The organism is Metabacillus crassostreae, from assembly GCF_016908395.1.
Classification (GTDB): domain Bacteria; phylum Bacillota; class Bacilli; order Bacillales; family Bacillaceae; genus Metabacillus; species Metabacillus crassostreae.
Window position 1 is genome coordinate 1,191,315 of the sequence record NZ_JAFBDU010000001.1, and the last position, 13,199, is coordinate 1,204,513.

At 33.9% G+C, this 13,199-nt stretch carries 15 protein-coding genes; all 15 read right to left on the reverse strand.

Going from position 1 to position 13,199, the window contains the following annotated elements; genetic code table 11:
* Positions 1–27 precede the first annotated feature (27 nt).
* The 15 genes from topA to rpsP all read right to left on the reverse strand — a co-directional run bounded on the left by topA (position 28) and on the right by rpsP (position 13,191).
* The gene (gene topA, locus JOC75_RS06295; protein WP_204953191.1) at positions 28–2,103 is read right to left on the reverse strand and encodes a type I DNA topoisomerase; all 2,076 of its coding nucleotides are present in this window, start codon (positions 2,101–2,103) and stop codon (positions 28–30) included.
* A gap of 451 nt (positions 2,104–2,554) precedes the next feature.
* Positions 2,555–3,436: a DNA-processing protein DprA gene (gene dprA, locus JOC75_RS06300; RefSeq protein WP_204953192.1), complete on the reverse strand. Its 882-nt coding sequence runs from the start codon at positions 3,434–3,436 to the stop codon at positions 2,555–2,557.
* 65 nt (positions 3,437–3,501) lie between these two features.
* Positions 3,502–4,404 (reverse strand): succinate--CoA ligase subunit alpha, encoded by a 903-nt coding sequence (gene sucD, locus JOC75_RS06305; protein WP_146946718.1) that lies wholly within the window; start codon positions 4,402–4,404, stop codon positions 3,502–3,504.
* A gap of 18 nt (positions 4,405–4,422) precedes the next feature.
* Entirely contained in the window at positions 4,423–5,583 is a 1,161-nt protein-coding gene (gene sucC / locus JOC75_RS06310) for an ADP-forming succinate--CoA ligase subunit beta (RefSeq protein ID WP_204953193.1), read from the reverse strand.
* Between the two features lie 273 nt (positions 5,584–5,856).
* Entirely contained in the window at positions 5,857–6,135 is a 279-nt protein-coding gene (locus tag JOC75_RS06315; RefSeq protein ID WP_204953194.1) for an EscU/YscU/HrcU family type III secretion system export apparatus switch protein, read from the reverse strand.
* A complete protein-coding gene (locus JOC75_RS06320) occupies positions 6,132–7,703 on the reverse strand; it encodes a flagellar hook-length control protein FliK (protein WP_204953195.1) in 1,572 nt (523 codons plus the stop codon). Before JOC75_RS06320 ends, JOC75_RS06315 begins: the two co-directional genes overlap by 4 nt.
* A gap of 16 nt (positions 7,704–7,719) precedes the next feature.
* On the reverse strand, positions 7,720–8,484 hold the full coding sequence (locus JOC75_RS06325; RefSeq protein WP_204953196.1) for a ribonuclease HII: 765 nt from the start codon (positions 8,482–8,484) through the stop codon (positions 7,720–7,722).
* Positions 8,485–8,611: 127 nt separating this feature from the next.
* A complete protein-coding gene (gene ylqF, locus JOC75_RS06330; RefSeq protein ID WP_204953197.1) occupies positions 8,612–9,481 on the reverse strand; it encodes a ribosome biogenesis GTPase YlqF in 870 nt (289 codons plus the stop codon).
* An 18-nt stretch (positions 9,482–9,499) separates the two neighbouring features.
* Positions 9,500–10,051 carry a signal peptidase I gene (gene lepB, locus JOC75_RS06335; protein ID WP_204953198.1) on the reverse strand — a complete coding sequence of 184 codons (552 nt, stop codon included), beginning with the start codon at positions 10,049–10,051 and terminating at the stop codon, positions 9,500–9,502.
* 295 nt (positions 10,052–10,346) lie between these two features.
* Positions 10,347–10,691, reverse strand: coding sequence for a 50S ribosomal protein L19 (rplS, locus tag JOC75_RS06340; RefSeq protein ID WP_146946725.1), 345 nt, complete (start codon positions 10,689–10,691; stop codon positions 10,347–10,349).
* 154 nt (positions 10,692–10,845) lie between these two features.
* Complete coding sequence (gene trmD, locus JOC75_RS06345) at positions 10,846–11,580, reverse strand: tRNA (guanosine(37)-N1)-methyltransferase TrmD (protein WP_204953199.1); 735 nt, start codon at positions 11,578–11,580, stop codon at positions 10,846–10,848.
* Positions 11,580–12,101, reverse strand: coding sequence for a ribosome maturation factor RimM (gene rimM, locus JOC75_RS06350; protein ID WP_204953200.1), 522 nt, complete (start codon positions 12,099–12,101; stop codon positions 11,580–11,582). Before rimM ends, trmD begins: the two co-directional genes overlap by 1 nt.
* A 5-nt stretch (positions 12,102–12,106) precedes the next feature.
* Positions 12,107–12,487 (reverse strand): YlqD family protein, encoded by a 381-nt coding sequence (locus tag JOC75_RS06355; RefSeq protein ID WP_146946728.1) that lies wholly within the window; start codon positions 12,485–12,487, stop codon positions 12,107–12,109.
* A 186-nt stretch (positions 12,488–12,673) separates the two neighbouring features.
* Positions 12,674–12,904: a KH domain-containing protein gene (locus JOC75_RS06360; protein ID WP_146947082.1), complete on the reverse strand. Its 231-nt coding sequence runs from the start codon at positions 12,902–12,904 to the stop codon at positions 12,674–12,676.
* 14 nt (positions 12,905–12,918) lie between these two features.
* Positions 12,919–13,191 carry a 30S ribosomal protein S16 gene (gene rpsP / locus JOC75_RS06365; RefSeq protein WP_204953201.1) on the reverse strand — a complete coding sequence of 91 codons (273 nt, stop codon included), beginning with the start codon at positions 13,189–13,191 and terminating at the stop codon, positions 12,919–12,921.
* Positions 13,192–13,199: the final 8 nt, after the last annotated feature.

The window sequence follows — 13,199 nt, forward strand, 5'->3', positions numbered from 1 at the left end:
ATAAAGAGGTGAGCTAAAGAGGCTCACCTACTTTTGTTGTTCTTCTTTGTAGTCACATTCCATACATTGGACTTGAACACCTTTTTTAAGCTTTTTCTCAACCAACATATTATCACATTTTGGACAATTTCTTGCTATTGGTTTATCCCACGATAAAAATTCACACTCAGGATATTGATTACATCCGTAAAATATACGACGTTTTTTTGATTTACGTTCTACAATCATGCCTTCTTCACAGCTAGGACACTTAACACCAATTTCCTTAACAATCGGTTTTGTATTTCGACAGTCTGGGAAATTGGAACAAGCCATAAACTTACCATATCTACCCATCTTATAAACCATATGATGGCCACATTCTTCACAATCTACTCCTGCTGGCTCATCTTTAATTTCAATTTTCTCCATCTCATTTTCTGCTTTAATTAATCTAGGTGAGAAGTCTTTATAAAAGTCATCAATAATTTTTATCCATTCTTTCTGACCATCTTCTACCTCATCCAAACTATGCTCCATGTTAGCAGTAAACTCAACATTAATAATTTCAGGGAAAAACTCCATGATTAGCTCTAATACAATTTCACCAAGCTCTGTAGGAATAAATCTCTTATTATCAAGAGCAACATAACCTCTTTTTTGGACAGTATCAAGGGTAGGAGCATATGTTGATGGACGCCCAATACCTAGTTCTTCTAAAGTTTTCACTAATCTTGCCTCTGTATATCTCGGAGGTGGTTGTGTAAAGTGCTGTGCTGGTTCAATATCCTTCGAAAATACTTCATCGCCTTCTTTTAAATCTGGTAATAGACGATCTTTTTCCTCTATTTGATCATCATTTCCCTCTACGTATACCTTCATGAAACCTGGGAATTTTATTTTTGAACCGGTTGCTCTAAAAATCACTCCATTGTTAACCAAGTCAACACTCATCGTATCTAAAATACCAGGTGCCATTTGACTTGATACAAAACGTTCCCAAATTAGCTTATAAAGTCTTAATTGATCTCTACTTAAAAACTGTTTCATTGTCGCTGGATCACGCAGGGTTGACGTTGGACGAATTGCTTCATGTGCATCTTGTGAATTTGAATTCTTCTTGGTTGATTTCACATTATTACCAAGATAGTCTTTACCATATTTCTCTTCAATATATTGACCAGCCTCTGTTTGAGCTGTTTCTGATATTCTTGTTGAATCTGTTCTCATATATGTGATTAACCCAACAGTTCCCTCTTTACCAAGTTCAATTCCTTCATAAAGTTGCTGTGCAATCATCATTGTTTTCTTTGCTCTAAAATTTAATTTACGTGCAGCTTCTTGTTGAAGAGTAGAGGTTGTAAAAGGAACTGCAGGATTTCTCTTGCGTTCTTTTTTTGTAACCCTATCAACACTAAAGCTGTTTCCTTGAATATTTTTTAAAATATCTTTCACATCAGCTTCAGAACTCAATTCTTTTTTCTTGCTTTCTATTCCATAAAAAGAAGCATCAAAAGCTTTTTGTCCTTTTAGAAACTGACCTTCAATTGACCAATATTCTTCTGGAACGAATTTCTTTATTTCCTTTTCTCGGTCAATAATTAGCCGTACCGCAACAGATTGAACTCGCCCAGCACTTAATCCTTTTTTAACTTTCTTCCACAAAATTGGACTAATTTTGTAACCAACAAGTCTATCAAGAACTCTTCTTGCTTGTTGTGCATCGACAAGGTCCATATTAATTGATCTTGGATGTTTAAAGGATTCTTTTATTGCATCTTTTGTAATTTCATTGAAAACAACTCGACAATCAGAATGAATGTCTACATCAAGACTGTGAGCTAAATGCCAAGCAATTGCTTCCCCTTCACGATCCGGGTCAGCTGCGAGGTATACTTTCTTTGCTTTTTTTGCTGCCGTTCTTAATTCTTTAAGAACAGATCCTTTTCCTCGGATCGTAATATATTTAGGTTCGAAGTTATGTTCAACATCAACACCTATCTGACTTTTGGGCAGATCGCGAACATGTCCCATTGATGCTTTTACCTTATATTTTTTCCCTAAATACCGTTCAATTGTTTTTGCTTTTGCAGGTGATTCCACTATGACTAAATACTCCGACATAACTTTTCCTCCTTAAGAGGTATTCTTTTTATATTTGTTTTTATGATTTTTTTATGCTTATTTGTAAATCAAAGTTTTAAAAATAAAAAATCTATAGCTTTTTATTATATTGAAGCCCCTTACTTCTTATTTAAAACCTCAGGGCTGCTATCTAGCTAGATTTCAATTGTGTGAAATCAATTTTTTATATGATTCTTTAACAATGTATTAAAACCTAGCCTGAATGTTTATAGTAAAATTCTATTTTATATACCTTCAATGGTGTTTAATCATTTTCCACAGTAATACATGAAATGATCAATTACTTTCTAAATCTCCACTATTATTAAATATAATTTTATGTTTTGTCAAACTATATTAAAGAAATTATACCTATCATATACCATTTTACTATGAAAGAACATGAATATTTTAACTAAAATTACAGATAATGCTATATCTTACTCAACAATTAATCAAAAAAATGAAATTCATCTTTGATATCCTCTGCCTTTCGAACAAGTTTAGCTCCACTTAAGATTAGTTCATTTGTTCCTGAACTACATTCTTCAAAAATAGAACCAGGAACTGCAAATACTTCCCTATTTTGCTCTAAAGCTTGATGTGCAGTTATAAGAGAACCACTTCTTCTTTTAGCTTGTATGACAATTGTACCAATTGATACACCACTAATTATCCTGTTTCTCATTGGGAAATGCCATTTTTGGGGTTTAGTATCTGGAGGATGTTCAGAAAGCAATAAATGTGAAGTAATTATTTTTTCAGACAGTGGAATATTTTCTTTTGGATACACATGATTTAGCCCTCCTGCAATAACCGCTATCGTTTCACCATTGTTGGACAAAGCCGCTTCATGTGCAATTGTATCAATACCTTTAGCCATACCACTAACAATCACCCAATTTACTTTAATAAGAGGTTTTAAGATATGTTGTAATGCTAATCTTCCATATTGAGAAGGAAATCTAGTTCCTACAACGCTTAATAATTTTGAATGACTCGCTAAGCTAATATTTCCTTTATAGAAAAGTATTGGTGGAGGATCAGCAATTTGTTTTAACAAGGTGGGGTAATTATCTTGAAAAGTAGTTGTAAAGGAGATTTTATTACGGTTATATTGATCATTTAGTTGTTCAAAACAGAGGCTGTTATATTCCTGCTTAATTAGAGTTGCTTGTTGTGCCTGTATATTCAAGTATTGTGTCCACTCTATTTCTTTGAACAGTAAAAAGTTAGTTAACGTTGGGTCAATTTTTAGTAGATTATTAATAAGTTGGTTACTCACGCTTTTACAATGTGCCAATAAAAAAACTCTTTTTATTACTCCATTCATTTGGTCCTCTCCTCCTTTTAAACATGATTAAAAGGAACAGGCTAGAACCTGCTCCTTTTTTATAATTAATGTGTTTTACATTTTTCCAATAATCCCTGCTCTTTTAAAACAGAGATAAGAGTTTCACCCATTACAGAAGGTGTATCAGCTACTTTAATACCACATTCATTCATTGTTTTGATCTTTTCTTCAGCTGTACCCTTACCACCTGAAATAATTGCTCCAGCATGACCCATACGCTTTCCTGGAGGTGCTGTTTGACCACCAATAAAGCCTACTACAGGTTTAGTCATATTAGCTTTAACCCATTCTGCAGCCTCTTCTTCTGCAGTACCACCGATTTCACCAATCATGATCACTGCATATGTGTCTTCATCTTCATTGAAAGCTTCAAGAACATCAATAAAGTTCGTACCATTAACAGGATCTCCACCGATACCCACAGCAGTAGATTGACCAATCCCAGCTTGTGATAATTGGTGTACAGCTTCATAAGTAAGTGTTCCTGAACGTGATACAACTCCGACATGACCTTTTTTGTGAATATATCCAGGCATAATACCTATTTTACATTCGTCAGGTGTAATAACTCCTGGACAGTTTGGCCCTACTAGTCGTGTTTTCTTACCTTCCATATATCTCTTAACATTTACCATATCCAATACAGGTATATGCTCTGTGATACAAATGACTAGATCAAGTTCTGCATCTACGCCTTCCATAATTGCATCAGCAGCGAAAGCAGCAGGTACATAAATAACAGATGCATTTGCACCAGTTTTTTGAACTGCTTCTTGAACTGTATTAAAAACAGGTACTCCTTCTACTTCAGTGCCACCTTTACCAGGTGTAACACCACCAACAATATTTGTACCATACTCAAGCATTTGCTTAGTATGGAATAGAGCAGTTGATCCAGTAATACCTTGTACGATTACTTTTGTATCTTTATTAATAAATACACTCATGTTTGTCCCCTGCCTTTCTTACTCTACTAATGAAACGATTTTTTGTGCGCCGTCAGCCATCGACTCTGCAGAAGTAATATTTAATCCAGATTCATTTAAAATTTTCTTCCCTAAATCAACATTTGTTCCTTCAAGACGAACAACAAGTGGAATTTCCAAGCCAACCTGTTTTGTTGCTTCTACGACACCTTCTGCAATAACATCACATTTCATGATTCCACCAAAGATATTTACAAAAATACCTTTAACATTTTCATCAGACAGAATAATCTTAAATGCTTCTGTTACTTTCTCTGCAGTTGCACCGCCCCCAACATCCAGGAAGTTTGCGGGATCTCCACCATAATATTTAATAATATCCATAGTAGACATCGCAAGACCTGCACCATTTACCATACATCCAATATTTCCATCTAATGAAATATAGCTTAAATCGTATTTAGATGCTTCAATTTCTTTTGCATCTTCTTCCTCAAGGTCACGATATTCTACTATATCTTTATGACGGTATAATGCATTTGAATCAAAGTTAAGCTTAGCATCAAGTGCCATAACTTTTCCATCGCCAGTCACAACCAATGGGTTGATTTCAGCAATAGAGCAATCCTTATCAATAAATACTTTATATAATCCCATCATGAACTTAACAGCTTGCCCAACTAGTTCTTTTGGAATATTAATATTAAAAGCAATTCTTCTAGCTTGATAGCCTTGTAATCCTACGGCAGGATCAATGACTTCTTTAAAGATTTTTTCTGGAGTTTGCTCTGCTACTTCTTCAATTTCTGTTCCACCTTCTTCAGAAGCCATTAGAACAACTCGAGATGTAGCACGATCTAATACTAGACCTACATAATATTCTTTCTTAATATCACAGCCCTCTTCAACAAGAAGTCGTTTCACTTCTTTACCTTCAGGACCTGTTTGGTGTGTTACAAGGGTTTTCCCTAAAATTTCTTCAGCATATGTACGTGCTTCTTCAAGGTTTTTAGCAACTTTTACCCCACCAGCTTTTCCACGTCCACCTGCATGGATTTGAGCTTTAACTACCACTACTTCTGTTCCAAGTTCTTTTGCAGCTTCAACCGCTTCATCTACTGAAAAAGCCACTTGTCCATTTGGTACAGACACTCCGTATTTACGAAGGAGTTCTTTTCCTTGGTACTCATGGATATTCATTTGCCATCCTCCTAACCTATTTGCAAGAATAAAAATTAGACTGCGCTTTCATTTTATATAATAGTTTGAACATTGTCTATAATTCCACGCAAAATAGTAAAATCCTTTTTTAAATTTAATTTTTATTTTTTTAGTATAAAGCTATTTTAGTGAGTTTATAAACGATTTTAATTATAAAGAAAATTTATTTTATAAGGTTATTTACTTTTTTCATTTCTAATAGTCCTTTAGACCCCTATAGGTTTTATAGGAGTCTAATGCACAAGATTTTATTTATTTTTTCTTTATATCATTTTCCAACTGATAAACAAAGGCAAAAATCTCAGCAACTGCTTCATATAATTCATCTGGTATTTGTTGATGAATTTCTAACTTGGATAATAATTCAATTAGTGCTGGGTCTTCTTGTATATGAACTTGATGCTTCTGTGCTGTTTCTACGATTTCATCAGCTACAAGACCTTTTCCTTTTGCGATTACTATTGGTGCTTGTTCTTTTTCAGCATTATATTTTAAAGCAACTGCTTTCCTTGATTCATTTTCTTTACTCATATCCAGAGATCAACTCCTGTATAAGACAAATTCCCCTGATTATTCGTTAGTAATTTAAGTGGCTTATCCGATTTTACAGTTAATTCGATAGGCTTTACAGTTACTGAGGTTAACTGATAGTTCATCTCTGCTAATGATTGCTTTAATAAATCAGTTTTCCTTAATACGAACTCCTTTAGATCTTTATGATCATTTGTAATAGAAATTGTCATTATCCGATTTTGAATTTGAACATCAATCATTACGTCGGCTAATTTAGGTAATTGCAAATAGAAGAATATTCGACAAAAAGATGGGTCTATACTCCCGTCTTTTTGTTTCTTTCCTTCCCATTGGATCGTCAAATCCGATTGATGATCTAAGAAAAAAAGTGGTATTTGTGTAAAAATTTGCTGTGTTGGACCATGATCCTGTGTTAGTAGTGAATGACCATGTAAACGTTGAACTAAATGCTCCATTTGTTCTTTTAGAACAGGTAAATCCACTTCTTTACTAGCTATAATTAATAATTCTTTTAAAGATTGGATATTGTTTTTATCTTCACTCCCATTCATAACTTGTGAAAATAATTTAACATGACCTAACTGTTTCTCAAGACTTAAAAAATTTGTTAGCACTTCATCCTTAGTGAAAGAGCTCGTCATTTCAGTAGCAATCTTATTTATAAAATCTGACTCAATTTCACTTAACAATTTCGGTAAGTTAACATATCCATTTAAGTTTTGTACTGATTGCTTCGTCACTTGCTCACTTGTATCAAGTAAATTTATTATTTCTCCCTTAACTTGATTGAGAATTTGTTCATCTTGCAATTTTATATTTAATTGAGCTAAAATACGTTGCTCATTATTAGTAAGATCTCTATGAAGTTCTGGATTACCAATAAAATTAATTACTTTTTCTATTAAATTATTCACTGGATATTGCTTCAAATTTATTAATGATTTTGTCAAATGCAAGATATTAGGACTGTCTCCTTCGACATTTTGTAATGAATCGATAAGTGAATTAATTTGATTCGTTAAGGGTATATCCGTTTGTGCTTGAACTAAAGCCCTGATTATCCCTTGTGATATTGGGAAATTTTCTTTTATAGCATATTGAATTGCTTGTATTGTCTCAGGTATTGCTTGTTTGTTTGTATGTTTAATAACTTCTATAGCTGCACTAAACTGCTGACTTGTAATTGGTAGCTCTTCTTTCAATAACTGCTTAGCAAGTAGAATATTTTCTTTTGAAGGTTTTTGATGAAATAGTTGCACTAAATCTTTCGCAGCCTCTTGCTTCGAATTCTTATCATATTCAACCTGTTTTAACATTTTTAAGGAAATTCCTTGTTTCATTGAACCTCCTACTCTAAACCAATAATTCTCATTTATCGAAATTGACGTTTCTAGCTGTGCAACAAGCTTAGATTGACCTAATTGGATCAACGCCTTTTGATCAGGAAATAATTTTACTACTCTGCCTTGAACGATTTGATTTTCTTGTAAAGATAATTTATTTTCTGATTGTGACAACGTAAAACTGTGTTTAAGGAGATTTGAAAATGCATTTATGGGATTCATTATTATTCTCCTATTCTTATAGCAATGCTTTAACTGGGGCGAAACTTTTTCGATGATATTCAGTTACACCATATTGCTTTAATGCCTCTAAATGAATTTTAGTTCCATATCCCATATGTTTATCAAATCCATATTGAGGATACTCCTGAGCAAGATTCATCATCATACGATCTCTAGTAACCTTTGCAATTACAGAACTCGCAGCAATAGACACACTTTTTGCATCACCCTTGATAATAGATTGTTGATCGATAGATATATCTAATTTCATCGCATCCAGTAACAAATAATCTGGCTCTATTTTCAAATCCTTAATTGCTTCAGTCATGGCTAGCTTAGTGGCTTCATAAATATTAATGTGATCAATTATTTCTGGTGAAACAATTCCAATACCAATAGCTTCTGCATTTTCTTTTATTAATTCAAAATACTGCTCCCTGACAGTAGCTGTGAGCTGCTTAGAATCAGTTAAACCCGGTATGTAGCAATCTTCCTTCAATATAACAGCTGAAGCAACTACAGGGCCTGCTAGTGGTCCTCTGCCTACCTCATCTATACCTGCAAGTAATCTATAGCCTTTTGTACGAGCTTCACGCTCATAACGCAGCATACTATAAAATTGTTGCTGTTTTTGTTTCTCTGCTGCTTCATTCTTATACCACTTTTCAACAAGTTGTTGAACACCCTTTCTACTATCCTTTTGACACTCTAGAAAAAAGGGATCATGTTCGCTTTTGATACTAGCTAATTTTTGCTGTACTTCATTTGTAGTTAATGTCATTAGTTTTCCCCTACACTTTTTTTACATTTTCATAAATTTATACTTTATATATCGTCAAAGTACATAAAAAATAAAGAGGTTGACCCTAACTAACAGAGTCAACCATCCTAAAACTATTTATACTTATTTAAAGCTTATCTTCATTATCAAATTGTGATGGTGTTTCAAATGATAGTCTCCCTAACTTATCCGCTCTAATTTCTCTTAAAATAAGCTCTGATGTTTTATCATAATCAATGTAGCCACCTTGCATCATACACCCACGCTTTTTACCTATTTCATCAAATAAAGAAACTATCTCTTCTGGCAGTTCCTCTAAATTATACCGTTCTTGTAATTGATTTGGATAATGATCTTTTAGAAATCTTAAAGCGAATACAGTAATATCTTGAAGATTTAAAATAGCATCTTTAATAGCACCTGTAGTAGCTAATTTATAGCCGACTAACTCATCCTCAAATTTTGGCCAGAGAATTCCTGGTGTATCCAAAAGCTCTAATTCAGTTCCTACTTTTACCCATTGTTGAGCCGTGGTTACCCCTGGTCTATCTCCAGTTTTTGTTATATTTCTTTTGGCTAATCTATTTATTAAAGTAGATTTTCCTACATTAGGTATTCCGATAATTAATGCCCGAATTGCACGAGGTTTTATTCCTTTGGCAGCCATTTTATCGAACTTTTCCTTCAATAGTACTTTTGAGAGAGCTGTAATTTGTTTTAAACCAGTACCTGTTTGCGCATCAATAGCAATTGCAGGAATATTTTGTTCTTTAAAATAAGAGATCCATTGTTTAGTAATGAAATCATCTGCTTTATCTGCTTTATTCAACAAAACAATTCGTGGCTTTGTTGAAATAATTTCATCAATCATTGGATTTCTTGAAGACATTGGAATTCTAGCATCCACAAGTTCAAAGACTATGTCAATTAGTTTAATTTTCTCAGTTACTTGCCTTCTTGCTTTAGCCATATGTCCTGGAAACCATTGTATTGTCATAAAAACACCTTCTTTACATTACTCAGTAAATCTTATATCTGATATTGGCCAATAAACCAAGCTTGTTTTACCCATAACCTCTTCTATTGGCACAGTACCAATATGTCTGCTATCCTTACTTTGCCGTCTATTATCTCCCATAACAAATATATGACCTTCTGGTACTGTGGGTTGACCAATGATGCTTTCTAAATTAAAGGGTTCAGTTAATGGCCCATCGATAAGTTGATTTTGATAATCCTCAAGATATGGTTCAGCATATTCTTTTCCATTAATAATAAGAGTATCATTTTTGTACTCAACAGTATCACCTGGTAAGCCAATTACTCTTTTAATATAATCTCTATCTGAAGTAGCATGGAAGACTACGATATCAAAGCGTTTTGGTTCACCAATTTTATAAGAAAACTTATTGACGATCATTCGATCTTGCGTATGTAAAGTCGGCATCATGGAGAATCCATCAACTACGATTGGAGCAAAAAAGAAATATCTTATAATAGCAGCTAGTAATACAGCTATTGTAAGTGCCTTTATCCATTCAAGTAGCTCATTTTTCTTTTTTGTCATTTTTTCACCTACTCTAGCAATCATTATAACCACAGTCTATATAGTACTATACCCTATTACAAATGTAGTAATAGAAGTTTTTTAGATATCTTTAAACTTGAACTTGGTTGTTGGTCACCTTGTACCTGAACTCAGTCCTTTGAGACTGTTTTTTCAATTTTGAAAGTGACAAATTAAATTATAGACTTAAGAATAGCCTATTGAAAAAGGAGCTTGTTTAATAACAAGCTCCTTTTCAACTATACGGACAGTTAGCTGACCCATATATTTGAGACTTAGCATAAGCTAAGCTATCTTATCGAATTTCTTTGATACGCGCTTTTTTACCACGTAATTGACGTAGGTAGTAAAGTTTAGCACGGCGAACTTTACCGCGACGAATTACTTCTAATAACGCGATCTTTGGTGTGTGTACAGGGAAAGTACGCTCAACACCTACACCGTAAGAAATCTTACGAACTGTAAATGTTTCACTAATTCCACCACCACGACGCTTAATCACAACACCTTCAAACACCTGAATACGCTCACGAGTACCCTCTACAACTTTAACGTGTACACGTACTGTATCACCAGGACGGAATGCAGGAAGATCAGATTTTAATTGTTCTTTTGTGATTTCTTCAATTAGTTTTTGCATCGTTTTCAACTCCTTCCAACAGACGCTCATTCCAATATATTCATTGCAGCGGAACATCGTTTTAAAGCCTGCTCTCTCCGAAAGCATCCACAAGGAGCCTTCTTGAGCAAGTCACGAGATTCATCATACCATAAAGACTATTGACCTGCAATAGTTAGTTCCCATTTTTTAAGGTTTTTATAAATGATTGTTGCTTTTCTGTTAGTGGGTAAGAATCTAATAAATCTGGTCTTCTATTAAAGGTCCTTCTAAGAGACTCTTCCTCACGCCACTCTGCTATTTTTTTATGATTTCCTGAAAGAAGTACATCTGGAACCTTTAGACCTCTAAAATCTGCTGGTCTAGTGTAATGAGGGTGTTCTAACAATCCAGAGCTATACGAATCAAGTACAGGTGAATCTTCATTTCCTAATACACCTGGTAACAGACGAACAACACTATCTGCTATGACCATAGAAGCAAGCTCACCACCTGTTAATACAAAATCTCCAATAGAGATCTCATCTGTAACTAGATTTTCTCTTATACGCTCATCATAGCCTTCATAATGGCCACAAATGAACAATAGGTGTTCTTCTTTAGCAAGTTGCTCTGCTTTTTCTTGTGTATACCTCTCACCTTGAGGACACACAAGAATAACTTTAGGCTTTGAATTTGTTTTATTTTTAATATCTTCCACTGCATCAAAAATAGGTTGTGGCTGTAAAACCATTCCCGCTCCTCCACCATATGGGTAATCATCAACATTATGGTGTTTGTTTGTGGAGTAGTCACGAAAATTCATTACTCTAAATTCTACTGCAGCTTTTTCTTGCGCCTTTTTTAAGATAGATTCATTTAAAACACCTTGAAACATTTCAGGAAAAAGTGTTAGAAAGTCAATCTTCATTAGTCTAGTAATCCCTCCATAGGAGTGATGATAATTTTCTTATCCTCAATATTAATTTCACTAACAATATCATCAATATATGGTACAAGTAGATCTTTTCCTTCTTTTCTTTTCACAACCCAAACATCATTTGCTCCAGTAGCTAAGATTTCACGGATAACACCAATCTCAAGCCCATCATTTGTAAACATCTTACAACCAATAATCTCATGGAAATAATACTCTCCGTCATCTAACTCAGTCAATTGATCTTCTGTTACTTTTAATAATGAACCTTTAAATGGCTCAACATCTTGAATAGAGTTCATTCCTTTAAAAGTCAATAAGTCAAAGTTTTTATGAACACGATGACTATCAACTACTACTTCAAGATGTTCCTCAGAGTTTTCTTTAAATATGTATAGTTTATTTCCTGGCTGATATCTTTCATCTGCGAAATCCGTCTTTGAAATAACACGAACTTCTCCTCTAACTCCATGTGTATTTACAATCTTTCCTACATTAAACCATTTTTCTGCCATAATTATCACCTCAGGCGTATTTGATCTATAATTCCATCTTTAATCACAATTGTTTTTTCTTTCATTATTTCTGACCAATTATCACCAACATTTACTTCTATAATAGCTTCTACTTCTTTTTCTTTTAACTCGCTACCAAGTGGTAAGATATTGACTTGCTCTAGCTGAAATTCAACGAGCTTGATTTTCTCTCGTCTTTTATCTATCTCTTTTAGATATTGAGTTGCTAATGATTTACTCGTTTTTTCGATTTTCTTATATTCAAAATACAATTGGTCACATTCTTGTTCTAGTCTTTTTTTCTTTTCTGTAAACTGTTTGATTAATTCTTGTTTACTTGTCTCAGTTATAGTCTGTTTGACCGTTACGTGGTGGAGTATATTCATTATTGTTCCTCCCCTACTAAGCTTCATACAACAATAAACCTTCAAGTAACCTATATTTATCCTTCATCTCTATCTCTATAGTTCAAGAAAAGCACAAGGTCCCTGCTTAAGACCTTTTTAGCTAAACTCTAAATTTTTATACGTTCTTACCTATCAAAAAAAGGTGAGGAATCTTCCTCACCTTTTTCAGTCGTTAATTTCAAGTTGAATTCTTTTAGATGAATTAGATCCTGCTGCATATACAACAGACCGAATCGCTTTTGCTATACGTCCTTGTTTACCAATCACCTTGCCTACGTCATCTTTATGAACAGATAAACGAAACGTAATTTGATCTTCCTGAACAAGTTCAGTTATTTCAATATTCTCTGGTGAATCAACAAGTGGTTTAACAATAACAGCGATCAACTCTTTCATCTCATGTACATTCATTACTTGCTATTTTTTGCGTTATGGAATTTTTCCATAATGCCTTGTTTAGAGAACAAGTTACGAACTGTATCAGAAGGTTTAGCACCATCCTGCATCCATTTTAATGCTAACTCTTCATTGATTTTAACTTCTGCTGGTTGAGTAACTGGGTTGTATGTTCCAACTACTTCGATGTCACGTCCATCACGTGGTGAACGAGAATCTGCTACTACAATACGATAAAAAGGAGATTTTTTTGCTCCCATACGTTTCAAACGAATTTTAACTGCCATTTTATAAA